We start from the raw sequence: 23,313 nt of genomic DNA, 5'->3' as shown, positions 1-23,313 counted from the left end.
AACTTAAAAAATTAGTGATAGAGATTTCAAAACGATAAAATTCAAAAATCGAATAATTGATTTGTCATGACTGGCAGGGGCCGGAGAAGCGTAGTATAATAGGGAAGATGTTTGAAGAAGGGAAGTGCATGTATGGAAACATGGCTTGATCTGCATATGCATACGAAATATAGTATGGATGGCCAATTCGAGCCGGCCGACTTGATGCGCCAATGCGCCGATGCCGGCGTGACGACCGTCGCCGTGACCGACCACGATTCGGCCCGGGCTATCCCGGAAGCGCGGCAGGAAGCGGCCCGGCTGGGCTTGAACCTGGTGCCGGGCATCGAAATCAGCTGCCAGTATAAAGGGAAGAATTTCCACCTTCTCGGCTATGGCATCCATGCCGAGGACCCTGTTTTTGCGGCCATTGAAAAGGATGTATACGGCCAGCGCCGGGCGATTTCAGAAAAGGTCCTCGACGCCGTCGAAGCCCTGGGCATCGTCCTCGACCGGCCGGCTATCTGGAAGCTCTGCAGCGGCGATGCCGTTGCGTCCGTCCATATCGCCCGCGTCGCCCTGGCGGACCCGCGCAATGCGGATTGTCCCGTCCTGGCACCGTACCGGCCGGGTGGGGCGCGGAGCGATGCGCCATACGTCAACTTTGGCTGGGATATCTGCGGCCAGGGAGGCCCGGCTTTCGTGCCCATGACCTTCATGGATTTTGCCAAAGCCGTCGCCATCATCCACGACCACGGCGGTGTCGCCGTCCTGGCCCATCCCGGTGCCAATATGAAGCAGAACCGGCCGCTGACGGAAGAGCTCATCGCTACGGGCCTCGATGGCATCGAAGCCTATTGCAGCTATCACGACGAAGGGACGAGTGCTTTTTACCGCCGCATTGCCGATAACTATGGCCTGATGGCGACCTTGGGCAGCGATTACCACGGCCGGGCCAAGCCGCACATCCGGCTCGGGACGTACGGCCATCCGGAACCGCAGGCCCTGTGGGACCGGCTCTGCCAGAAAATCAAACAACAACATGGGGAAGTGTATGTATCGTGAAAACGAAAAAAATGATATCTGCCCTGGCCTTGACCCTTTGTCTGGCCCTGGGCATGACGACAGGTTCTTTGGCGAGTGCTGCCGACAATGAAGGCGCAGCCTATACGACGGGCGTCGCCAGTGTCGACCAGCACATGGATGCCGTAGCCAGGGCCAAGGCCAAAGCCGCTAAGGCTGCCAAGAAGGCAGGGAAGACGAAAAAAGACCAGGCCGGCAAGACGGCGCCTGTATCGTCCCAGCCAGCCGCTGCAGCCAGCACAGCCGCCAAGCCCGCAGTCATCGGCAATGTCCCGCGGTCGGCGAAACCCGCCGGAGCCCGCGGCGTCATGCGCAACTATAATCCCGTGACCGATGCGGCGCCGGCCGAACCGATGGCCATCAAGGAAACGCATTTCCAGTTCCGCGAAACGCTGCTCCTGCGGCCGAAGACGGACATGGTCGTCATCCATCACGTCGGCATCCCCGATGGCGATACGTCGGCAGCGGCTATCCATCGCGCCCATCTGGCCAACGGCTGGGCCGGTATCGGTTACCATTACGTCATCCGCAAAGACGGGACCATTGAACGGGGCCGCCCGCTGGCTACGGTCGGTGCTCATGCCGAAGGGCAGAACTACCATACCGTCGGCATCAATGTGACGGGCAATTTTGAAAAGGAAATCCCCACGCCGGCCCAGATCCACTCCCTGGAAGGACTGGTCGCCTGGATCTGCAAGATCTACAGCATCGTGCCGGGTCCGTCTACCATCGTAGGCCATCGCGACGTCAACAGTACGGACTGCCCGGGCCGCAACCTCTACAGCCTGCTACCGCAGATCCGCAAGGATGTCGCCCAGAAGATGAACGGTATGGATTCGTCTTATGAAGATAAGCTGAAGAAGACGAATTTCCTCAAGATGAGCCGGAAAGAACGGGAAGCCATCATCATGCAGGGCGCGTCGGTCTTCTAATCGCTACTGGCAGGGGCCAGTGAACTATGATATAATTAAATAGTTGCAGTTGAATCACGATAAGGGCTGCGCATGGACCGCCTTGTTTTCCAGGGCTTCATGCGACAGCCCCAATTTGTCATGAGGTAAAAACGATATGAAGCAATTCTTTCAATGGATGAATCAAGATGAAAATATCCGCTCCGCCGTGGCTGTGTTTTCCCAGCCCGGCTGTCATAGTATCTACGGCCTCAGCGGTTCCGTCAAGAGCGCCCTCGTCGCCAAGGCCCTGACGGAAAAGCCGGGGCAGGCCGTCCTCGTCGTCCCGTCGCGGGAACAGGCTGCGGCCTGGATGGCGGACCTGGCCTTTTTGGTACCGGACCTGCCAGTCCTGGATTTCCCTGTCGTCGACAAGGCCGTCTTTACGACGACGGCCAAGAGCCTGGACCGGACGGCCCGGCAGATGGAAGCCTTGGGCCGCCTGCGCCAGGGTGACCGGCTCCTGATCCTGGCGGCACCGGAAGAAGCGGCCCAGTACGTCATGGCGCCGCAGCGCATCGATGCCGCCGCTATCGACGTGGCCATCCATCAGGACTACGACCGCGACGAGTTGTTGCAGCACCTCGTCGACGCCGGCTATGAACGGGTCGACATGGTCGAACGGCGCGGTCATTTTTCCGTCCGCGGCGACATCGTCGATATCTATGCCGTCAACGAACCGCAGCCCCTGCGCCTGGAGTTCTTCGGCGACGAACTGGACAGCCTGCGCACGTTCGATACAGACAGCCAGAAATCCCAGGACCAGCGGGAAAAGGCCCACATCCTGCCCATTTCCCTGACTGTCCAGGATGACGAGAAATATACGCTCCTGGACTATGCCGGACAGGGCGTCATCATCTGGGATGAACCGAACCGCGTCCGCGAAGGCCTGAAGAAGGTCCTCAAGGAGTCCGACGACTATAAGGGCCGCCTGGCGTCCTGGAAAAATCTGGTCACAGCCCAGCGCCCGGGGCCGCAGCTCATCTTGTCGCTCATGGCCCAGTCCGTGCCGGATATGATGATAGACACGTCGGCCAGCTTTGCCGCCAAGATGATGGCCAGTTTCCAGAAGCAGTTCAACCTCCTGGAAGAAGAAGTGGACCATTGGCGGGACCTGGGGAATACAATCCTCTTCGTCATCAACAGCCGCGACCGGCGGGCTTCGCTCCAGGCCTGGATGAAGCAGCATGAGCTGCCGTTCCGGGACTACGATGATGACCAGAGTACGCCAGGCGGCGTCTACGTTGTCGAAGGGGAGATCCACGACGGCTTCGAGCTGCCTTATGCCAAAATCGTCGTCGTCGCCGAACGGGATGTCTTCGGCACCCAGAAGCGGCGCCTGCGCCATCATGCCGCCAAAGGCCAGGAAATCAACGTCTTTACCGACCTCAAGCCCGGCGATTACGTCGTCCACGAAGTCCACGGCATCGGCCGCTACATCGGTATCAAGACCATTGAAATGGATGGTGTCCACAAGGATTATCTGGAAATCCACTATGCCGGCAAGGATATCCTCTACGTGCCGACGGACCAGTTGTCCCTGTTGCAGCGCTACATCGGTAACGAAGGGGATACGCCGAAATTACAGAAAATGGGCGGTTCCGACTGGCAGAAGACGCGGGCCAAGGTCCAGAAGTCCATTACCGACCTGGCAGAAAAACTCGTCGCCCTCTATGCCAAGCGGGAAGTCGTCCAGGGCTATGCCTTTCCGCCGGATACGCCGTTCCAGAAGGAATTTGAAGAAGCCTTTCCTTATGAAGAAACGGAAGATCAGTTGAAAGCCGTCCGCGATATCAAGGCCAGCATGGAAAAGCCGACGCCCATGGACTGCCTGGTCTGCGGCGACGTCGGTTTCGGCAAGACTGAAGTGGCCATGCGGGCCATCTTCAAAGCCGTCACAGCTGGCAAGCAGGTCGCCGTCCTGGTGCCGACGACGGTCTTGTCGCAGCAGCATTTCCAGACCTTTATGGAACGCTTCGGTCCCTTCGGCGTCCACGTCGACGTCCTCAACCGCTTCCGCTCGTATAAAGAAAAGAAAGATATCCTGGCCCGGACCCTGACCGGCGATATCGACGTCCTCATCGGGACCCACAGCCTGCTCAACAAGAAGGTCAAGTTCAAGGACCTGGGTCTCCTGGTCGTCGATGAAGAACAGCGCTTCGGCGTGGCCCAGAAGGAAAAATGGAAGGCCTGGGCAGCCAATATCGACGTCCTGTCCCTGAGCGCCACGCCGATTCCGCGGACGCTGCACATGTCCCTGGTCAACCTGCGGGAAATGTGCGTCATCGAAACGCCGCCGACAGACCGTTTCCCGGTCCAGACCTATGTGACCGAATACGACGCCCGCATCGTCAGCGATGCCATTATGCGCGAAAAACGGCGGGGCGGCCAGGTCTTCTTCGTCTACAACCGCGTTGCGACCATCGAAAAGATGAAAGACGAACTCCAGGCCCTCTTGCCGGATGTGACCATCGGCATCGCCCACGGCCAGATGGCCGGGAGCCTGCTGGAATCGGTCATGTTCGATTTCTATGAAGGCAAATACGACGTCCTCCTCTGTTCGAGCCTGGTCGAAAACGGCCTGGACGTAGCCAATGCCAATACCATCATCATTTACGACGCCGACCACTTCGGCCTGTCCCAGCTCTATCAGATGCGCGGCCGCGTCGGTCGGAGCCATCGCATGGCCTATGCCTATTTCCTCTACCGCCGCGACAAGGTCCTGTCGGAAGTCGCCGAAAAACGCTTGCAGGCCATCAAGGAATTCACCGAACTCGGCTCGGGCTTCAAGATTGCCATGCGTGACCTGGAAATCCGCGGCGCCGGCAACCTCCTGGGTCGGGAACAGCACGGCAATATCGCCAGCGTCGGCTTTGCCATGTACTGCCATATGCTGGAAGATGCCATCGCCAAGGCTCAGAACGGCAAGGAAGCAGCGCCGCCGCCACCGGAAACGGTCATGGAAATCCACGTCGACGCCTTTATCGACGACGGCTATATCCAAAATGGCGGCCAGAAAATCGAAATGTACCAGCGCCTGGCCGTCTTATCGTCGAAAGAAGAACTGGCCGACCTGCGCCGGGAACTGGCCGACCGCTACGGCAAGCCCAGCCAGCCCGTAGAGAAATTGCTGCAGGTCACGGAAACGCGCCTCGACGCCAAGGCCCAAGGATTGGTCCTCATCGCTCAGAAGAAAGACGTCCTGGAATTGAAGTGGCAGCGCGTCGCCGATATACCCGACCTTTCCAAACTGGAACCGTCCCTGCGCCGCCGTTTCCGCCTTGTGCCCAACATGCCCGTCATGGTCCGCGTCTCCCTGGCTGGGATTTCCGACGTCCTGGCCTTTATCCAGACGCTGCTGGTGGCCTTTTCATCATTGAGAAAGGGGAATTCCCTTGAGTAAGAACTCCTTTTTACGGGGCGCCATGGTCCTCACCGTGGCCGGTATCGTCGTCAAGATCCTGGGCGGGCTGAACCGTATCTTCTTGTCGCGCCTCTTGGGGGGCGAAGGCATCGGCCTGTACCAGATGGCTTATCCCGTCTATATCCTGCTCCTGAGCATTATCGGCGCCGGGATTCCCATTGCCGTGTCCATCATGATCGCTGAGGAAGCGGCCAAAGGCCATTACAGCGGCGTCCGCCGTATCTTTCATGTGACCCTGGTCTTCATGACCGTCGTCGCCGTCGTCTGCGGCCTGGCCCTGCCTTTTGGCGCCCATGGCCTGGTCGAAATGGGCATCGTCCGCGATAGCCGGGTCTTTCCGGCTCTGGCCGTCCTGGCGCCGGCCCTGAGCCTGTCGGTCATCGCCTGCTGTTTCCGCGGCTATTTCCAGGGCCTGCAGCTCATGACGCCGACGGCACTGTCCCAGATGGCAGACCAGTTTGTCCGGGTCTGCACCATGCTCGTCCTGGCCTGGATTCTCTTGCCGAAGGGTCTGGAATGGGCCGCTGCCGGTGCCGCCTTCGGCGCCGTCCCGGGGGCGGCGGCAGGGCTGGTGCTCATCGCTTTCCTGTATTACCGTCACAGCCGCCATCCCATGCCCGATGACGACGGCGTCTTCGTCATCCAGTCGCCGCGGCGCATCATCCGCCGGCTCATCGTCCTGGCCGTGCCCGTAGCGGCGGCCAACATGCTCCTGCCGGCCGTGGCCAGCATCGACTTGTTCATCGTGCCCCTGCGTCTGGAAGCAGCTGGCTACAGCACCCATCAGGCGACGGCCCTTTACGGCTATCTGACGGGCATGGCCAACGGCCTGGTCCAGCTGCCGGCTATCTTGACCATCGCCTTGGCGACGAGCCTCGTCCCGGCCGTATCGGCTGCCTTTTCCCAGCGGAATCGGGACGTCATCCTCGACCGGACCGACACGGCCATGCGCATTGCCAACGTCATCACCGTGCCGGCCTGCCTGGGCCTGGCCGTCCTGGCCGTACCCATTTCCCGGCTCCTCTATGCGACGCCGGCAGCGGGGCCGGCCATCTACGTCCTGTCCATTTCGGTCTTCCTCGTCGGTCTCCAGCAGATCACCAGCGGCCTTTTGCAGGGCATGGGCCATACGGCCGTCCCGCTGTACAACATGGCCGCCGCGGCCGTCGTCAAGATTATCCTCAGCTGGCACTTGACGGCCATTCCCTGGCTGGGCGAAGTCGGCGCCGCCTGGGCGACCAATGCCGATTTGGCCGTCGCTACGGCGCTCAATCTTTACTTTGCCCGTAAATACATTGCCTACCGCGTCCAGTGGGGCTACATCGGGAAACTCTTTCTGGCCGGCGCCGCCATGGCCGGCACGGCCTGGCTCGTCCACCACGCCTTGTTCGTCCTCTTCGGCAACGCCGTGGCCACCATCGCCGCCATCATGGCCGCAGCCCTGGTCTACCTCATCGGCCTCGTCGTCTTCCGGGCCCTCACGGCAGAAGATATCGAAAAAATCCCCGTCGTCGGGAAGAAAGTAAGCCGGCGGATACATTTGTAGGAAAGACGCAGGCCGCAGTCCGCGGGTGGCAGGCCAGAAAAAAATACACGGCCTGCGGCCGTATGCGTAGGGGCTGTCGCACGAAGGCTTCGGCCATCATGCGAGGCCCCTTTTACTTTATAGTTTGTAGTACGGAGTTTGTAGAAGCTGGTCTTAAATTTTTTACCATTTGCTACAAACTAAAAACTACAAACTTAAAACTCAAAAAGAGGCGATGTCGTCAGTTTGAATCTGTTGCCGCGCATGTCATCGGGGATGTACACAGGATTCACGCGGGACGCCTTAACAGGACGTCCCCTACGATGCGGCCTGCGACCGGTAGGGACGTTAGCCCCAAAACTCGATGAACGGCTCTAGGCTGCGGCCTGCGGGACGGCCTTTGGCCGTCCCTTGCTTTTTCCCGTTCTTTTTGCTATACTGGAAACAAATGGTTGAGCAAATCAACTAATTACTGAAGAAAAGGGGATGCAGCACATGGATTATTTGAAGGCTGGTCATGATTTCAGTGTCATCAACCAGCGTTCCCAAGCCTATGTGGTCGAAGCGTGCCGTCCTTGGAATTTGTCTTATTCGGAACATGTGACGCTCCTGAGTTTGTACAGCCACGATGGCTGCCGGCAGAATGAGCTCTGTCAGGTCATGCAGGCCGACAAAGCCCTGGTGGCCCGGAATCTGAAGACGCTGGAGGCGAAGGGATTCGTCAGCCGGCGCCAGCAGGGGACGGACCGGCGTTACAAGTATCTCTATTTGACGCCCAAGGCCCGGGAGCTGCAGGATACGATGGAAGAGATTTTAAGGAAATGGGTCGACGTCCTCGTCCAGGGCGTCGATGAGGTGACGCTGGGGCCGGCGTTGCAGCTCATGCATCAAGTGGCCGACAATGCCGCTGAAGCCGATATTGCTGCCCTTAATCCCACAAAGGAGATGAAGCCATGAAACGCGATTGGAAATATACAGTCCTCGTCATAGCCGTCCTGACGGCCTTGGGCCTGACAGGCTGCGGCCAGCAGACCCAGCAGGCCGAACAGCCCCAGCTGGTCAAGGCCATCCAGGTCGGCAGTGAAACGGCGGGCACGACGGCCGGTACCTATTCGGGGACGGTCAAGGGCCGATACCAGAGTAATTTGTCCTTCCAGGCCGGCGGCCGCATTACGGCCCGCAACGTCCAGCTCGGCTCCCAGGTCCATGCCGGAGACGTCCTGATGACGGTCGACCCGAAAGACGTGGCCCAGGCTGTCAATCAGACCCAGGCCCAGGTCGACGCCGCTGCTGCTCAGCTCCAGCTGGCCCAGTCCAATTTAACCCGTTATCAGCAATTATACGATATGGATGCCATCAGCGCGTCCGTCCTGGACCAGTACCAGACGGCTTACGACCAGGCTTCGGCCCAGTATAACCAGGCCTTGGCAGCCCAGCAGGCGCAGGAAAACCAGTTATCCTATACGCAGCTCACGGCCGATGCCGACGGCGTCATCTCAGCCGTATCGGCGGAAGTCGGCCAGGTCGTCGCTGCCGGCCAGACTGTAGTCACCCTGGTCCATTCAGGGGACCTGGAAGTCCAGGTCAATGTACCGGAAAATAAACTGGCTGATTTCCCGGTCGGCAAGAACGTGACCGTCACCTTCTGGGCCCTCCAGAACCAGCAGACCGCCGGTGTCGTCCGCGAAGTGGCTCCTATGGCCGATGCGGCGTCGCGGACGTACCAGGTCAATATTTCCCTGCCCAATCCGCCGGACGGCATGCAGCTCGGCATGACGGCTACGGTTGCCAACGGCAGTGAACAGGCAGCCGCTGAAGATACCTTCGTCCTGCCGCTGGCCGCCATCTATCAGACCGGCGACACGCCCCAGGTCTGGGTCGTCGGCAAGGATAAGACCTTGTCCCTGAAAGACGTGACGGTCCAGGATTTTGGCGATAATACGGTCAAAGTCACGGGCCTCAGCCGCGGTGATGTCGTCGTCACGGCCGGCGTCCATATGCTCAGTGAAGGACAGAAAGTCCGCGTAGAGGGGGAAGATGAATGAGAAATTTATCGGAAGTCTCTATTCACAACCGCGTCCTCGTCTGGTACTTCATCATCCTCGTCGCCATTGCCGGTATCTTTTCCTACATGAAACTGGGCCGCATGGAAGACCCGACGTATACGGTTCGGACTATGGTCGTCTCCGTCGCCTGGCCCGGTGCCACGGCGGAACAGATGCAGGAACAGGTGACGGATAAAATCGAAAAGAAACTGCAGGATACGCCGAACCTGGATTACATCAAGAGTTATTCCCGGCCCGGCCAGTCGGTCATCTACGTCTACCTCGACGACAAGGCGCCGCGCGACAGCATCCGCAGCACCTGGCATGAAGTCCGCAATTTGACGGAAGATATGAAGAAAGATTTGCCCGAAGGCGTCTATGGGCCTTATTACAACGACCGTTTCGACGACGTCTACGGTTCTATCTATGCTATCACCGGCGATGGCTATTCGTATGAAGAATTGCGTCAGAAAGCGGAAAAGATACGCCGCATGATGATGTCCGTCGACGATGTCAGCAAAGTCGAACTCGTCGGCGAACAGTCGGAAAAGGTCTACATCGAAGTGGCCAATTCCAAACTGGCCGAACTGGGGATTGCGCCGACGACCATCGCCAATGCCGTCAAAGGCCAGAACCAGATGACGCCGGCCGGCATGGTCGATACCCAGTCGGACAACGTCTACCTGCGCCTGTCCGGTGTCTTTGAAGACGTCGAAGCCATCCGCAACCTGCCCATCAATGCCAATGGCCGCGTCTTCCGCCTGGGCGATATCGCCACGGTCGAACGGCGCTATACGGAACCGGCGGACCCGAAGATGTTCTATAATGGCAAGCCTGCCGTCGGTATCGCCTTGTCCATGAAGAGCGGCGGCAATAACCTCCAGCTCGGCGAAAACTTGAAGAAGTTGCAGGAAAGCTTCAAATCCGATTTGCCGGCCGGCATGGAAATCCACCAGGTATCGGACCAGCCGCAGGTCGTCAAAGAGTCCATCAGCGACTTTACCAACACCCTGCGTGAAGCCATCATCATCGTCCTCGTCGTCAGCTTCCTCAGCCTGGGACTGCGGACGGGCCTGGTCGTCGCTTTCTGTATCCCACTGGTCCTGACCGGCGTCTTCTGTGTTATGGAAGTAGCCGGCATCGACTTGCATAAGGTTTCCTTAGGTTCCCTGATCATCGCCCTGGGCCTCCTCGTCGACGACGCCATCATTGCCGTCGAAATGATGACGGTCCAGCTGGAGAAGGGCATGAACCGCGTCGATGCGGCCTGCTATGCCTTCAAGGCGACGGCCAAGCCCATGCTGACGGGGACCCTCATTACCTGCTCCGGCTTCATCCCCGTCGCCTTTGCCGATGGGGCGGCGTCGGAATTCTGTAAGGATTTGTTCCCAGTCATCACGGCGGCCCTGGTCCTGTCGTGGATTGTATCGGTCATGGTGGCACCGCTCTTCGGCTATTACCTGATCAAGCCGAAAGTGGCCAAAGGCGAAGAGCCGGAGCCCTTGTATCAGAGCCGGTTCTACGTCTTCTTCCGCAAGGTCCTGACCTGGTGCCTGACCCACCGGGTATTAGTCATCGGCGGGACAGCGGCTATGTTCATCTTGTCCGTCGGCATGATGAAACTCATTCCCCAGGAATTTTTCCCGCCCTCCCTGCGGCCGGAACTCATCGTCGAAATGACCCTGCCTGAAGGCTCGTCCATGCAGGCCACGCAGAAGGAAGCATCCCGCTTTGCCCAGTATCTGGACAGTCAGCAGGCGAAGCTCAAAGATTATTCGTACTACGTCGGCGAAGGGGCACCGCGTTTCGTCCTGACCATCGAACCGGTCCTGCCGGCCAATAACTACGCCCAGTTCGTCGTCGTCGCCAAGGATACGCAGACGAGGGAAGAATTGACGCAGTCCATCAAACAGGAAATGGCCGACAAGTTCCCCAACGTCCGCTGCAACGTCAAGAACGTGCCCTTAGGGCCGCCGTCGGATTACCCCATCATGCTGCGCGTATCCGGCTACGATACGGATAAGGTCAAAGCCTATGCCCAGCAGATCGCGGCGCGCATTGCCAAGGACCCGAATACGGAAAATGTCTTCCTCAACTGGGACCAGAAAAATAAGATCATGCACGTCGACCTGGATCAGAATAAGCTGCGGGCCATGGGCATTTCCGGTGAAGACATTGCCCAGACCTTGTATACGGAACTGTCCGGGGCGACGGTCGCCCAATACTATGCGGCCGATAAGACCATCGGCATCCAGCTGCGCCTCCAGGACAGCGACCGCAATGACCTGGCCAAGATCAAGAGCCTGCCCGTCTACGTAGGCCAGGCCGGTTACGTGCCGCTGGAACAGATTGCCACTATTTCCTATAAAGGCGAAGATGGCCTCATCTGGCGCCGCGATTTGAAACCGACCATCACCATCAACGGCGGCATCAAGTCCGGTACGGCCAACGATGCGACGCAGAAAGCCTACGATTCCATTGCCGATATCCGGGAAAGCATGCCCTTTGGCTATACCGTCGAAGTCGACGGGGCCCTGGAAAACAGCCAGAAGTCCCTGAAGTACCTCCTGGTACCGGTACCGGTCATGGTCATCATCATCATGACCCTGCTCATGTTCCAGCTGCGCAGTCCGTCGCTCATGTTCCTGGCCCTGATTACGGCGCCTATGGGACTCATCGGCGTCTCCTGGGGGATGCTCCTCTTCGGGAAATCCCTGGGCTTCGTCGCCGATTTGGGCATCCTGGCCCTGGGCGGCATGATTATCCGCAACTCCATTATTCTCCTGGACCAGATACAGAAACATATGGCTGCCGGCGAAGACCCATGGCATGCCGTCATCGACTCGGCGGTCATGCGCTTCCGGCCCATCATGCTCACGGCCGCTGCGGCTATCCTGGGCATGATACCCCTCATGAAGAGCGTCTTCTGGGGCCCCCTAGCCGTCGCCATCGCCAGCGGCCTCTTCGTCGCCACCGTCCTGACCCTGCTGGTCCTGCCGACCATGTACGCCGCCTGGTTCAAAGTAAAGAGAACAAGTTAGCTTAGTGGCTCGTGGTTCGTGGCTCGTAGGGGCCGTCCTGAAAGGCGGCCCGCAAGGGCTCTCCTTATAGGAGAGCTGTCAGCGAAGCTGACTGAGAGGTTGCTCTTCATAGTTTGTAGTACGGAGTTTGTAGAAGATAGTTTTAAATTTAAGACCATCCGCTAACCACTAGCCACTAGCTACTAATCACTCAAAAAAGTCCTGTCGCACATGCGGCAGGACTTTTTTGCCATGATCCGAAAGCCTGAGGCGTCAGTCTTCCGGGTCCGTAGCAATGTCCGGTTCGTTCTTGCGGTTGAAGCCGATGATGCGGCGCGGCTTTTCGATGTCGTCGTGGCGGGGGACGGCGACGAGGAGCAAGTTGAGCTGGGAAATGTGCTGGACTAGTTCGACCGCCGAGCCGTCGGACAATTCGCCGTAGAAGACGATCATGTTCGGGTCCCAGTAGCCGATGTCCTGGATGCTGAAGGTGATGTCGCCAGCCGATACCAGGCGCCCGCCGGCCTGCATGTCGTCGGGCAGGCCCGATTCAAAGTTGTTGATCAGGGCGACGATGCGCTGATACATGTCGGAAGCCAGATAGGGCGCTTCCGGGTCGTCTTCTTCTTCCGGGACGGCGCCGGGCTGGAGGATAGTCAGTTCCTTTTCTGCAGCTGCCTCTTTTTCGGGGGCCTTTTGTTTTTTCTTATCGTTTACGTCTGCCATAAAAATCCCTCCTTATCATTCTCATTATATCATTTAGACATAGGATGAGGCAATTCCTGCTACTTTTTTCCGGGTAGCAGGCTTTTTTTCTTGGCATCCCTATGCTGATATGGTATAATGGTCAAGACATGCTGACATCAGGTAACATATTTTCACACGAAAAGAGGTTTTTTCTTCATGGAATATGTGAACGAGTTGGACACTATATCGGCGGGAGCTGCGAAAAAAGAGGCGGCTCTCAAGGTACATCGTCTTACGTTTATGGAGGCTACGATGATGGTCGTCGGGTCTACCATAGGTTCCGGTGTTTTAGGTTTAGCTTTTGCCAGTCGCAATGCCGGCTGGCCCGTCCTGCTTACGTGGCTTGTCGTAGCAGGCTTTTTTTCTATCATCTCCATGCTCTATGTCGCCGAAGCGACGCTGCGCACCACGAGGCCCTTACAGCTGTCGGGCCTGGCTGAAAAGTACGTCGGCAAGATCGGTTCCTGGCTGATTTTCTTTTCCGTCGGGGCCACGTCGTTTTGCAGCCTCATCGCCTATACCAGCGGCTGCGGCAAGATATTGAGCGAATTCTTCGGCATTTCCCTGGAAATGGCCAGCTGCCTCTTTGCCCTCGGGGCGACGAGCGTCGTCTGGCTGGGCCTCAAGGCAACCGGGGTAGCAGAGAAATATTTGAGTTCAGGTATGACGGCCATGCTTATTCTCCTCGTCGGCGCGTCACTTTTTTCGGCCCGCGTACCTGTCGCAGATATCCTCTATACCCACTGGATGTATGCCGTGCCGGTCTTCAACATTGCCGTCTTCTGTTACGCCGTCCAGTACATCGTACCGGAAATTTCCCGGGGCTTCACGCACGAACCGGGGAAACTCGTCCCGTCCATCCTGGCCGGGGCCGGCATTTCCTTCGTCATCCTGGCCCTGGTCCCGCTGGCCGTCTTCCTCATGCTGCCCGTCGATGAAATTTCGGAAGTCGCATCCTTGTCCTGGGGCCGCGCCCTGGGATCGCCGGTCTTCTTCGTCATCGTCAATGCCTTTGCCTTCTGCGCCATGCTGACGTCGTTCTGGGCCATTGCTGAAAGCTTCCTGACCAACATGATCGACCGCCTGGGCTTCAAGTCGGAAACGGACATCCGCACGCGGGCGGCCTGCCTGGCCTTCATCGTCATCCCGCCGGTCCTCCTGGCCTACAGCGGCCTCGTCGGCTTTGTCAACGCCATCTTCAGCGCCGGCACCTTCGGCGGCATCATCATGTCCATCCTGCCCGTCTTCATGCTGCGCAGTTCCCGGAAACACGGCGACAAGAAACCGTGTTGGCAATGCGGCTGGATCGCCCATCCCATCATGCAGACCCTGGTCGTCCTCCTCTTTGCCAGTGCCGGCGTCTATGCCATCCTCAGCCTCTGCGGCTGGCTGCCTGCGGCGTGGTAGGATAGCATTTGTAATCTGCAGAGTATTTTTAGGATAGTAGGGGACGCCACGTGGGCGACCCGTTAGGAATTGGGACAATTTTTCTGGCAAGTAGGTCGGGAAATCGTACATATCCCGGAAGCGGCTGTTGCATTATGCATTTTTGGCTTAATGCGACAGCCGCTTTTTTTTGCTTCCCGTGCCTCTGTAACGCGTTACCTATAAAGAAGAGAGAAGGGAGAGGAGCCGCGGCTTTTTTTCGGAATCAGAAGTGGCGTTCCGCCGCGACAGACTCAAACTGACAACGACGCTTCGGGAAGCCCTCAGCGCGTAGCGGGCCGCCCGCTGTTGCTATCCGTTCTGGCCATCGCTTGTACTCGAAGGTCAAAAAGAATTTGGGCGGACCCTACGGATGCGGCTACGCTGTAACAAATTCATTATTGTATTACGACCGTATGCCATTAGTTATAAATTCCGGCTGCATACAGGATTCGTGCGGGACGTCGCTACGGCCGTCAAAACAGACAGCAGTGGCTGGGTAGCCCGTTGCGAACAGTCGACTATAGTCTATTTGGACCATGTGACATGGTTTGGCGAATGGCGAACTGCGTTCTGCGACCGGCGGGGGCGTCAGCTCCCAAACTAAAATAGGCCGCATCTACCATCGGGACGAAAGCCTCATCCGGCGGACGGCCAAACGGGGCCTGGCAAAATTGCGCGTCAGGCTGGCCGAATTGAGGGACTGACAAAAATATGGAGCTGTCGCACGTGCGATAGCTCTTTTTTGTGCTACTCTTAGGGAAAATTGCTCTGTCGCAGTTATCATGATACAATCAATGTATCAGAATAATCATGGGCATTATGCCATATACAATAAATAGCCGCTGGAAAGATGGCGGGATGGAGGAAATGGAATGGATAATCAGGAATATAATTCGATTGTCAGTTTTATATGGGGCATCGCAGACGACTGCCTGCGAGATGTATACGTGCGGGGCAAGTACCGGGACGTTATCCTGCCCATGACGGTCATCCGCCGTCTCGACGCTATGCTGGAAGGAACCAAGAAAACCGTGCTCACCATGAAAGAGCAGCTGGATGCAGCGCACATCGACAACCAGTGGCCGGCACTGTGCAATGCAGCAGGTCAGGCTTTTTGTAACGCTTCGCCGTTCCTGTTGAAGGACCTGACCAGCAGGGGTAAGAAACAGACCTTGGAAGCAGACTTCAAGGCCTATCTCGACGGCTTTTCGCCGAACGTCCAGGAAATCCTGGATAAATTCAAGTTCCGCGACCAGATCCGGACCATGGTCGATGCTGATATCCTGGGGGCGGTCATTGAAAAATTCACGTCACCCGATATTAACTTGAGCCCTAAGCCCGGAAAGCTTCCAGGTCTGGACAATCATGGCATGGGGACTATTTTCGAGGAACTCATCCGCCGTTTCAACGAAGAAAACAACGAAGAAGCTGGGGAACACTGGACGCCCCGCGATGTCGTCGAACTCATGGCCGATTTAGCTTTCTACCCCGTAGAAGACCAGATTAAAGATGCTACATATTCCTGTTATGAGCAAAGATGCTCGGGATTGATACAATATTTTAAATGGTGTGCATAGGCTAAACGTACATATTTACTGGGATTTGATAGTACCGGCAATTTGCTGGTATTTTTTTATGCCTAAAAATAGAGGAGAATATGGTGAGGTACGAAGGCTGGCGAAAGAACAATACGAATACGGAAGTAACGATAGCTTTTTATCGTCAATGCTGTATTATGGATATAAAACAAGAGTCAAATAAACTTTAATTTCATATGTAATGGGCAACGCGTTTTTGATGCTATTGTTGAGGGGAAAAAGGTAATGCTAGAAGTGAAAACAAGCAAGAATGAGCTGATCTTGATCCCTTGGGACGATGTTGTAATACAAGTTGATGCTGTTAAAGACATGAATTTAATAAAATAGAAGTTACCTGATAGTCCTACATTATGTACGGAACTGCAAAAGAAGCTATCTATATTGACCAAAAGGTCATATAGATAGCTCTTTTTTTATTTATATAGATAGGTTATTGGCTTTTACAAAGCAGCATAATTGGGCATGTAGCTTATCAGACGTTATCATATCAGCCTTTATTTTTTCATCCAGTGCAGCTTTTTCGGCCTCGGACTGCGGATATGAAGGGTGCGGATATATAAAATAGTCAAGATTTTTGGAAGGATCGTAAAAAAGATGACACGACCAATACGTAAAATACGAATCCAATTGTTGGACGATATCATTTTTAAGTTTTGTCAATCGTGTATCTTTGAAGTCCCAGTCGTGATGTTTCCATTTGTTAACAAGAAGTTCTACATCAGATGGGTAATCAAATGGCATAGGAGTGATTCTCAAGTCAGTATCAATACAGAATTTTAAATATTTATTAAAGTCATGTATTAATGCAGAAAGTAACTCTGAATCAGTTTGAGGCCGTTGTTTTGAATTAGACTCTTTCTTTTTAGTATACGGTTTTAACTTAGTTGTTTTCTTTTTTGAGGAGGTCGTTGAAATGAGAGGATTTTGTATGAGTTCTTGGATTTTGGAGGCTATTTTTTCATCTACATCATCTTCAGTACATGTCAGTTTAATTGTCTTAGATTTATTTATAGTCTCTATCAACGCCGTTTTTGCATCATCGGGGATTTTATATAATTCATCAATCAAATTGGTTTGGGTAAAATGCGCATTTATAAAGCGGGCTATTTTCTTTGGAATTGGGCGGCTACCACTAAATATTTTATTAGCAGTAGATTTGTTCTGTTTTCGGGCAAGTGTTATCTCGTCGAGACGTTCGTCGAGACGTTCATCATTAGTTAAGCCTGCCTTATCTATAAGCAGACTAAAAAAATAACCTATGAATTCTTGGATTGACGGTTTGTCTCCGATGTAATTTTTTAGAATTTTTAGAAGTTCGCTTAGTTCTGAATTCATTGATGATTCTCCTTGTTGGGAAGTGTCCATTTCTGTCCACTTTTGGAAACAAGTGGATACAGCAGCAGCAGTCCAATTTGCTACTATTTAGGCAAGGAAGTTATTCTAATTTCCTCGTATGTTTAGTATAACAATTTTTTAAAACCGGCTCAATGTTCACCTTTGGACGCAAGGGTGCCCAGAGCGGCGAGCCGATTTGATAATTTCATACGTCAGCCTACTGGGATGGTTGGCCATTAGAAGCGGAGATTGCATCTATGGTCAATTACAACAGGCTGCCTGTGTGGGTCTTCGCTTCAAGTTATGTGAAGGAGCCCACTAATGGCAAATGTACCGACAAAAGATAGTAAAAAGTATTTTATTCCCTTGGAAGTCACGTCAGAAACAATCATCACCGAAGAGTACAAAAACTGCGCGATTCGATGGTGGAAAATTGGCAATCGGATGGTTCGTGCTATCCTCATCCCGGCTACCAAAGAACAGTACTATGAATACATGCGTCCGCTCTGGCGGGAAGATAAACGCCAACAAAGACATGGCACCGATGAGGTATCGGCGGACAAGGTGCGGGATGACTACGAGCTGGAGGTGCCTGATGACTTCAACTTAGAAGAAACAATTCTGAAGGAAGAGTTGCTGGCAGCGCTGCGCCAAGAACTGGCAGCCCTGCAGGACATCAATCGGACTATCCTGCTAATGCTTGCCGATGGTTCCAGCGAAGCGGCGACCGGGAAGGCCGTCGGCTTGAGCCAGAAAGCGGTGAACAAGCGCAAACATAAGCTCTATGCACTCCTAAAGGAACACCTCGAAGACTTCCGTTAAATGGGGAAAAATCCGGCTGCAAAAAAAAGTGGCCGGATTTTTTTTTGAAATCGGTACTTAACGATAACGCGGTTGTCCTATTACTGGTGAAGGGCGAACGAAGAAGCTCTTCAGGAAGGAGGCAGACAGATGATTCACACACAGACACCTGAGAAACTGGCTCAGCAGCAAAAGCTGAACCGGGAACTGGCGGCAGTGCTGATGGCCATCAGCGCCACGACCCGCAGTATCGCCAGGAACATCCATCTCTTATCGATGCAAAGACATGTGAAAGGAGTCAATCCGTATGACAAACGATGAATTGCAGAAACTGGCAGCAGCCCTGACCGATTGCGGAAAGGCGCTGCTGAAGATTTCCGAAGCCATGGCGGTGAAAGAAGATAATCCGCCAGCTTCAGAAGCAAAATCTGAGAAGGCTGAAGAGCCGCTGACCCTGGAAGATGTCCGTAAAGTTGCTGCCGACAAGGCTCGCAAGGGATTCACAGCAGAAGTCCGCAGCCTCATCCAGAAGTATGGGGCGGACAAGCTGTCCGGCATTGATGCGGCACAGTATGAAGCGTTCCTAAAGGAGCTAGAGGTGATCGGTCATGCCGGGTAAACACGCGATGCTGTCCGCATCTTCCTGCTACCGATGGTTGGCCTGCCCGCCGTCCGCCCAGGAATGTGCCAATTTGCCGGATACCTCCAGTGAATTCGCCCGCCAGGGAACAGATGCCCATACGCTCTGCGAATTCAAGGTGAAGACAGCTCTGGGGCAGAAGATGGAAGACCCGACGAAATCCCTGACGTACTTTGATGAGGAGATGGCGGAATGCACTGATGAATATGCGCAGTTCGTTATGGAATGTCTGGCAGCGGCCAAAGCATCCTGCAAGGACCCGCTGATTATGATTGAACAGCAGCTGGACTTTTCCAAGTGGGTTCCTGGCGGGTTCGGAACAGGCGACTGCCTCATCGTGGCCGACGATACCCTGACGGTCATCGATTACAAGAACGGCCTGGGAGTCCTGGTGGATGCCGAGAAGAATCCGCAAATGATGTGCTATGCCCTCGGCGCACTGAACTTGTTCGATGGCATCTATGATATCCACCAGGTGTCCATGACCATCTTCCAGCCCCGCCGGGACAACGTCAGTACCTGCACCATGAGCAAAGAAAAGCTGCTCCAGTGGGCCGAAACGGTGTTGAAGCCCGCCGCGGAACTGGCGGCCAAAGGCGAAGGGGAGTACAAGGCTGGCGACCATTGCCGTTTCTGCAAAATCAAGGCGACATGCCGCAAGAGGGCTGAATATAACCTGGAACTGGCTCAGTATGATTTCGCCGTCCCGTCCACGCTTCAGGATGAAGAAATCGAAGCCGTCCTGGCCAAGGCCGATGACTTGGTGAACTGGGCCGGCGACGTCAAAGATTACGCCCTGCATCAAGCCCTTTCCGGCAAGCAGTGGGCCGGTTGGAAATTGGTCGAAGGCCGGTCGAACCGTCGGTACGTCAGCGAAGACGCCGTTGCCGCCAAAGTAGAAGAAGCAGGCTTCGACCCGTATGAAAAAAAGCTGCTCGGCATTACGGCGATGACGAAACAACTTGGCAAGAAGCGGTTCGAAGAATTGTTGTCAGATTTAGTTGAAAAGCCGCAGGGCAAGCCAGTCTTGGTGCCGGAATCGGATAAACGCCCGGCCATGCACACCGCGGCAGACGATTTCAATATTGAAAATTAGGAGGAATTTATCATGACAAAAAAATTTACTAATCCTTGTAAGGTAATCACAGGAGTCAATACCCGCTGGTCTTATGCAAATGTTTGGGACCCGAAGTCTATCAATGGTGGTACGCCGAAGTATAGTGTATCTCTCATCATTCCGAAGTCCGATACGGAAACGGTCGAAAGCGTCCGAGCTGCCATCAAGGCTGCTTACGAAGAAGGCGAAAGCAAGCTCAAGGGCAATGGCCGCACTGTACCGGCTCTCGAAGCCATCAAGACGCCGCTCCGTGACGGCGACCTGGAACGCCCGGGCGATGACGCCTATAAAGACAGCTTCTTCGTCAATGCCAATTCGGCTACCAAGCCGGGCATCGTCGATGCCGACTGCCAGCATATCCTGGAACGCTCTGAAGTCTACTCCGGCGTCTATGGCCGTGCGTCCATCAACTTCTATGCCTTTAACAGCAACGGCAATAAAGGCATTGCTTGCGGACTGAACAATCTGCAGAAAATCCGTGATGGCGAACCCCTCGGTGGCAAGCCCCGTGCAGAAGATGATTTTGCTACAGCTGACGATGATGATTTCCTTGACTAACGAATGAAGTGAATGTGTTTGGGGTGGCAGGATGGCTCCTGCCACCTTTTTACTCGAGGTGAAATCCATGAAAACCATTAGTATCGATATTGAAAGCTACAGTGATGTCAATCTGGCCAGGTGCGGCGTATACAAGTATGCAGAGTCGCCAGCCTTTGAGATTCTTATCTTCGGCTATGCCGTGGACGGCGGCGAAGTGCAGGTGGTCGATCTGGCACAGGGAGAAAGCATCCCGGATGAAATTCTGGATGCGCTGACGGATGAATCCATTACCAAGTGGGCCTTCAATGCCAGCTTCGAACGGGTTTGCCTGTCGCGGTACCTGATTGACCTGGGGATGAGTCTGGACCCGTTCCATGACCATCATCCTCTTTCCCGGGAATGCGCCAGATTCCTTAACCCGGCAGGATGGAAATGCTCTATGGTCTGGTCGGCTTATATGGGCCTTCCGCTGTCGCTGGAAGGAGCCGGGGCCGTGCTGAAGCTGGACAGCCAGAAGATGAAGGAAGGCAGAGACCTGATCCGTTATTTCTGTGTTCCTTGCAAGGAAACTAAGTCGAATGGCGGCAGGACGAGGAATCTTCCGCAGCATGCGCCGGACAAGTGGACATTGTTCAAGTCCTACAACAAACGGGATGTGGAAGTAGAAATGGCCATCCAGGAACGGCTGAAGAACTACCCTGTACCAGAAAGTGTATGGGACGAATACCATCTGGACCAGGAAATCAACGACCGAGGCATCGCCATCGACAGGACGCTGGTCGCTCAGGCCGTAGCCATAGATGCCCGAAGCCGGGAATCCTTGATGGACGAACTAAAGGAAAGGACTGGTCTTGAGAACCCCAATTCCGTCACCCAGATGCTCGGGTGGCTCGAAGAACACGGCATGAAGACGGATTCCCTTGGGAAGAAGAACGTGCAGGAACTTTTGAAAACGGCAGCCGAGCCGCTGCGCAGTGTGCTTTTGCTCCGGCAGAAACTGGCAAAGTCCTCAGTTCGGAAATACCAGGCAATGGAGATGACAGCCTGCAAGGACGGAAGGGCGAGAGGCATGTTCCAGTTCTATGGGGCCAACCGAACCGGGCGGTTTGCCGGCCGACACATCCAGCTGCAGAATCTGCCCCAGAATCATCTGCCGGACCTCTCGGAAGCCCGAGACTTGGTGCGTCAGGGAAATTATGAAGCTTTGGAACTTCTGTATGACTCTATTCCCGATGTCCTTTCCCAACTCATCCGCACCGCCTTTATACCACGGCAAGGTATGAAGTTTGTCGTATCGGACTTTTCAGCGATTGAAGCCAGAGTACTGTCGTGGCTGGCAGGAGAAACATGGCGTTCAGACGTTTTTGCTCGAAATGGCGATATCTACTGCGCCTCGGCTAGCTCCATGTTCGGTGTTCCCGTGGAAAAACATGGTATCAATGGCCATCTTCGGCAGAAAGGGAAAATCGCAGAACTGGCCCTTGGCTATGGCGGCTCTGTCGGTGCGTTGAAGGCGATGGGTGCCATGGACATGGGGCTTTCGGAAGATGAACTGTATCCTTTAGTGCAGTCCTGGCGTTCAGCCAATCCGCATATCGTCGATTTCTGGTGGCAGGTAGATGCCGCCGTGAAGACGGCCATCAAAGAACACATCCCCATGCGGGTGGGCTGCATCCGCTTCCTGTACCAGAGCGGCATGCTGTTCATCCAGCTTCCCAGCGGACGGCGGCTTTCTTATGTGAAACCCAGAATAGGTGAGAACCGTTTCGGCGGGGAATCCGTCAACTATGAAGGCATCGGCGCAACAAAGAAGTGGGAACGGTTGGAGAGCTACGGCCCGAAGTTCGTGGAAAACATCGTCCAGGGCATCAGCCGGGATATCCTTTGCTATGCCATGCAAACTCTTCGATGCAGTGATATTGTTGGCCATGTTCATGATGAACTGATTATCGAGTGCAACAGAAATGTCAGCGTCGATGCCATCTGCGAGCAGATGGGGCGGACACCTCCATGGGCCGAAGGGTTATTGCTCCGGGCAGACGGGTATGAGTACGAATTTTATCAAAAAGATTGAAGCGGAGGTACTTAAAGTAGCGGATTTTGTCCTTTTACTATCAGAGGGAATTTCCTCGGATATTTATTTTAAGAAAGGCGGGATTCGCTATGAAATTTTTGATTCCGGAAGATGAGCTTGGCGTATTTGCTGATCAGGGAGGTGTGCCAAGGGTTGACAGCCTGTTTGTCGCTGATATTTTTGGTAAACAGCATTTCCATGTGCTGCGTGATATCGCAAAAATCACTGAATCCAAATCTGGATTGAGTGAAACGTTCATTGCATCCAACTTTGAGTCCAGTACATATCGTGATACCAGAGGCAGAAAACTGCCGCGTTACCTGATGACGCGTGATGGCTTCACTATGCTGGTCATGGGGTATACCGGTCCCAAGGCAATGCATTTCAAAGAACTCTATATGCAGCGCTTCAACGAGATGGAGCAATGCATCCGGTCGCTCCTGTCTGCCCGGCAGGAATTCCCGATGCTGACGGATATGATCTGCCGCCTGCATGAAAGCCCGAAGCCTTACCATTTCAGCAACGAATGCGACATGCTGAACCGCATCGTTCTCGGGATGTCGGCCAAACAGTTCCGACTGGCCAACGGCATCGAGAAAGGGCAGAGCATCCGGCCTTATCTTACGGCACAGCAGATTTATGCCCTGGATCGGCTGCAGCACCTGGATTACGGCCTGCTCTATTCCTGCCCGGATTTCCAGCAGCGCAAACAGATGCTCACGAGTTACTATCTTACAGAATTAGGAGGAATGCAATAATGTTTTATGTTAAGGAAACTATCGGAGATACAACGGAAATCAATATCGAAATCAACGATGAAAATGTGTTCTGCCGCTGCCCGGTCTGCGGCAGGGAAGTCCTGGTGGATCTGGAGGAAGTGCTGGGCGACGGGAAGGGCGACCTGTTCGGCACATCCGTCATGTGCGAGGACTGCTCACGGAAAGTGATGGAATTGAAGCATGGAAAGCCTGAAGCGTAACGCCGAGCATTATGCTGACCCCACCGCG

General features: G+C 54.9%; 19 protein-coding genes. 17 read left to right on the top strand and 2 right to left on the bottom strand.

The window, feature by feature from the left end; translation table 11 throughout:
- Window positions 1-156 precede the first annotated feature (156 nt).
- The 7 genes from ACFWUB_RS01315 to ACFWUB_RS01285 all read left to right on the top strand — a co-directional run bounded on the left by ACFWUB_RS01315 (window position 157) and on the right by ACFWUB_RS01285 (window position 12,047).
- Entirely contained in the window at window positions 157-1,044 is an 888-nt protein-coding gene (locus tag ACFWUB_RS01315; RefSeq protein ID WP_296820683.1) for a PHP domain-containing protein, read from the top strand.
- Entirely contained in the window at window positions 1,041-1,994 is a 954-nt protein-coding gene (locus tag ACFWUB_RS01310) for a peptidoglycan recognition family protein (RefSeq protein WP_020311542.1), read from the top strand. Before ACFWUB_RS01315 ends, ACFWUB_RS01310 begins: the two co-directional genes overlap by 4 nt.
- A 136-nt stretch (window positions 1,995-2,130) precedes the next feature.
- The gene (gene mfd / locus ACFWUB_RS01305; protein WP_416184074.1) at window positions 2,131-5,415 is read left to right on the top strand and encodes a transcription-repair coupling factor; all 3,285 of its coding nucleotides are present in this window, start codon (window positions 2,131-2,133) and stop codon (window positions 5,413-5,415) included.
- Window positions 5,408-6,982 (top strand): putative polysaccharide biosynthesis protein, encoded by a 1,575-nt coding sequence (locus ACFWUB_RS01300; protein WP_416184073.1) that lies wholly within the window; start codon window positions 5,408-5,410, stop codon window positions 6,980-6,982. Before mfd ends, ACFWUB_RS01300 begins: the two co-directional genes overlap by 8 nt.
- A gap of 474 nt (window positions 6,983-7,456) precedes the next feature.
- Window positions 7,457-7,918, top strand: a complete 462-nt coding sequence (locus tag ACFWUB_RS01295; protein WP_020724058.1) for a MarR family winged helix-turn-helix transcriptional regulator — start codon at window positions 7,457-7,459, stop codon at window positions 7,916-7,918.
- Complete coding sequence (locus ACFWUB_RS01290; protein ID WP_020724059.1) at window positions 7,915-9,006, top strand: efflux RND transporter periplasmic adaptor subunit; 1,092 nt, start codon at window positions 7,915-7,917, stop codon at window positions 9,004-9,006. The genes ACFWUB_RS01295 and ACFWUB_RS01290 overlap by 4 nt, the downstream gene beginning before the upstream one ends.
- On the top strand, window positions 9,003-12,047 hold the full coding sequence (locus tag ACFWUB_RS01285) for an efflux RND transporter permease subunit (RefSeq protein ID WP_416184072.1): 3,045 nt from the start codon (window positions 9,003-9,005) through the stop codon (window positions 12,045-12,047). The genes ACFWUB_RS01290 and ACFWUB_RS01285 overlap by 4 nt, the downstream gene beginning before the upstream one ends.
- 252 nt (window positions 12,048-12,299) lie before the next feature.
- On the opposite strand, the gene ACFWUB_RS01280 is transcribed toward ACFWUB_RS01285, so the two are convergent.
- Complete coding sequence (locus ACFWUB_RS01280; RefSeq protein ID WP_020311539.1) at window positions 12,300-12,752, bottom strand: DUF6173 family protein; 453 nt, start codon at window positions 12,750-12,752, stop codon at window positions 12,300-12,302.
- A 261-nt stretch (window positions 12,753-13,013) separates the two neighbouring features.
- Here ACFWUB_RS01280 and ACFWUB_RS01275 point away from each other — a divergent pair, with 261 nt between their 5' ends.
- Both ACFWUB_RS01275 and ACFWUB_RS01270 read left to right on the top strand, forming a co-directional pair.
- Complete coding sequence (locus tag ACFWUB_RS01275; protein ID WP_292298963.1) at window positions 13,014-14,180, top strand: aromatic amino acid transport family protein; 1,167 nt, start codon at window positions 13,014-13,016, stop codon at window positions 14,178-14,180.
- 893 nt (window positions 14,181-15,073) lie between these two features.
- A complete protein-coding gene (locus ACFWUB_RS01270; protein ID WP_416184071.1) occupies window positions 15,074-15,778 on the top strand; it encodes a type I restriction-modification system subunit M N-terminal domain-containing protein in 705 nt (234 codons plus the stop codon).
- 438 nt (window positions 15,779-16,216) lie between these two features.
- Here the strand turns inward: ACFWUB_RS01270 and ACFWUB_RS01265 are convergent, their stop codons facing one another.
- A complete protein-coding gene (locus tag ACFWUB_RS01265) occupies window positions 16,217-17,134 on the bottom strand; it encodes a hypothetical protein (RefSeq protein WP_320594074.1) in 918 nt (305 codons plus the stop codon).
- A 321-nt stretch (window positions 17,135-17,455) separates the two neighbouring features.
- Here ACFWUB_RS01265 and ACFWUB_RS01260 point away from each other — a divergent pair, with 321 nt between their 5' ends.
- From ACFWUB_RS01260 to ACFWUB_RS01225, 8 genes are all read left to right on the top strand, one after another.
- Window positions 17,456-17,956: an RNA polymerase sigma factor gene (locus ACFWUB_RS01260; RefSeq protein WP_320594075.1), complete on the top strand. Its 501-nt coding sequence runs from the start codon at window positions 17,456-17,458 to the stop codon at window positions 17,954-17,956.
- 129 nt (window positions 17,957-18,085) lie between these two features.
- Window positions 18,086-18,256 carry a hypothetical protein gene (locus ACFWUB_RS01255; RefSeq protein ID WP_170087491.1) on the top strand — a complete coding sequence of 57 codons (171 nt, stop codon included), beginning with the start codon at window positions 18,086-18,088 and terminating at the stop codon, window positions 18,254-18,256.
- Window positions 18,243-18,554 carry an rRNA biogenesis protein rrp5 gene (locus ACFWUB_RS01250; RefSeq protein ID WP_101912217.1) on the top strand — a complete coding sequence of 104 codons (312 nt, stop codon included), beginning with the start codon at window positions 18,243-18,245 and terminating at the stop codon, window positions 18,552-18,554. The genes ACFWUB_RS01255 and ACFWUB_RS01250 overlap by 14 nt, the downstream gene beginning before the upstream one ends.
- The gene (locus ACFWUB_RS01245; protein WP_256179333.1) at window positions 18,544-19,671 is read left to right on the top strand and encodes a DUF2800 domain-containing protein; all 1,128 of its coding nucleotides are present in this window, start codon (window positions 18,544-18,546) and stop codon (window positions 19,669-19,671) included. Before ACFWUB_RS01250 ends, ACFWUB_RS01245 begins: the two co-directional genes overlap by 11 nt.
- A gap of 12 nt (window positions 19,672-19,683) precedes the next feature.
- Window positions 19,684-20,250, top strand: a complete 567-nt coding sequence (locus ACFWUB_RS01240) for a DUF2815 family protein (RefSeq protein ID WP_416184070.1) — start codon at window positions 19,684-19,686, stop codon at window positions 20,248-20,250.
- 67 nt (window positions 20,251-20,317) lie between these two features.
- Window positions 20,318-22,306 carry a DNA polymerase gene (locus ACFWUB_RS01235; protein ID WP_416184376.1) on the top strand — a complete coding sequence of 663 codons (1,989 nt, stop codon included), beginning with the start codon at window positions 20,318-20,320 and terminating at the stop codon, window positions 22,304-22,306.
- 89 nt (window positions 22,307-22,395) lie between these two features.
- A complete protein-coding gene (locus ACFWUB_RS01230; RefSeq protein WP_289001908.1) occupies window positions 22,396-23,064 on the top strand; it encodes a Rha family transcriptional regulator in 669 nt (222 codons plus the stop codon).
- The gene (locus tag ACFWUB_RS01225) at window positions 23,064-23,285 is read left to right on the top strand and encodes a hypothetical protein (protein WP_289001907.1); all 222 of its coding nucleotides are present in this window, start codon (window positions 23,064-23,066) and stop codon (window positions 23,283-23,285) included. The genes ACFWUB_RS01230 and ACFWUB_RS01225 overlap by 1 nt, the downstream gene beginning before the upstream one ends.
- The last annotated feature ends 28 nt before the right edge of the window (window positions 23,286-23,313 follow it).

The sequence above is a fragment of the Megasphaera sp. genome, assembly GCF_047831605.1.
Classification (GTDB): Bacteria; Bacillota; Negativicutes; order Veillonellales; family Megasphaeraceae; genus Megasphaera; species Megasphaera intestinihominis.
Note: the sequence above shows the minus strand (reverse complement) of the source record. Positions and strands in the feature narration are given on the sequence as shown.

What these genes read in the sequence shown, in the direction of transcription:
- ACFWUB_RS01225 (WP_289001907.1), top strand. Translation starts at nt 23,064, where the DNA reads ATGTTTTATGTTAAGGAAACTATCGGAGATACAACGGAAATCAATATC.
- ACFWUB_RS01245 (WP_256179333.1), top strand. Translation starts at nt 18,544, where the DNA reads ATGCCGGGTAAACACGCGATGCTGTCCGCATCTTCCTGCTACCGATGG.
- ACFWUB_RS01230 (WP_289001908.1), top strand. Translation starts at nt 22,396, where the DNA reads ATGAAATTTTTGATTCCGGAAGATGAGCTTGGCGTATTTGCTGATCAG.
- ACFWUB_RS01255 (WP_170087491.1), top strand. Translation starts at nt 18,086, where the DNA reads ATGATTCACACACAGACACCTGAGAAACTGGCTCAGCAGCAAAAGCTG.
- ACFWUB_RS01240 (WP_416184070.1), top strand. Translation starts at nt 19,684, where the DNA reads ATGACAAAAAAATTTACTAATCCTTGTAAGGTAATCACAGGAGTCAAT.
- mfd (WP_416184074.1), top strand. Translation starts at nt 2,131, where the DNA reads ATGAAGCAATTCTTTCAATGGATGAATCAAGATGAAAATATCCGCTCC.
- ACFWUB_RS01295 (WP_020724058.1), top strand. Translation starts at nt 7,457, where the DNA reads ATGGATTATTTGAAGGCTGGTCATGATTTCAGTGTCATCAACCAGCGT.
- ACFWUB_RS01290 (WP_020724059.1), top strand. Translation starts at nt 7,915, where the DNA reads ATGAAACGCGATTGGAAATATACAGTCCTCGTCATAGCCGTCCTGACG.
- ACFWUB_RS01315 (WP_296820683.1), top strand. Translation starts at nt 157, where the DNA reads ATGCATACGAAATATAGTATGGATGGCCAATTCGAGCCGGCCGACTTG.
- ACFWUB_RS01285 (WP_416184072.1), top strand. Translation starts at nt 9,003, where the DNA reads ATGAGAAATTTATCGGAAGTCTCTATTCACAACCGCGTCCTCGTCTGG.
- ACFWUB_RS01280 (WP_020311539.1), bottom strand. Translation starts at nt 12,752, where the DNA reads ATGGCAGACGTAAACGATAAGAAAAAACAAAAGGCCCCCGAAAAAGAG.
- ACFWUB_RS01235 (WP_416184376.1), top strand. Translation starts at nt 20,318, where the DNA reads ATGAAAACCATTAGTATCGATATTGAAAGCTACAGTGATGTCAATCTG.
- ACFWUB_RS01250 (WP_101912217.1), top strand. Translation starts at nt 18,243, where the DNA reads ATGACAAACGATGAATTGCAGAAACTGGCAGCAGCCCTGACCGATTGC.
- ACFWUB_RS01275 (WP_292298963.1), top strand. Translation starts at nt 13,014, where the DNA reads ATGGAGGCTACGATGATGGTCGTCGGGTCTACCATAGGTTCCGGTGTT.
- ACFWUB_RS01265 (WP_320594074.1), bottom strand. Translation starts at nt 17,134, where the DNA reads ATGAATTCAGAACTAAGCGAACTTCTAAAAATTCTAAAAAATTACATC.
- ACFWUB_RS01260 (WP_320594075.1), top strand. Translation starts at nt 17,456, where the DNA reads ATGGCAAATGTACCGACAAAAGATAGTAAAAAGTATTTTATTCCCTTG.
- ACFWUB_RS01270 (WP_416184071.1), top strand. Translation starts at nt 15,074, where the DNA reads ATGGATAATCAGGAATATAATTCGATTGTCAGTTTTATATGGGGCATC.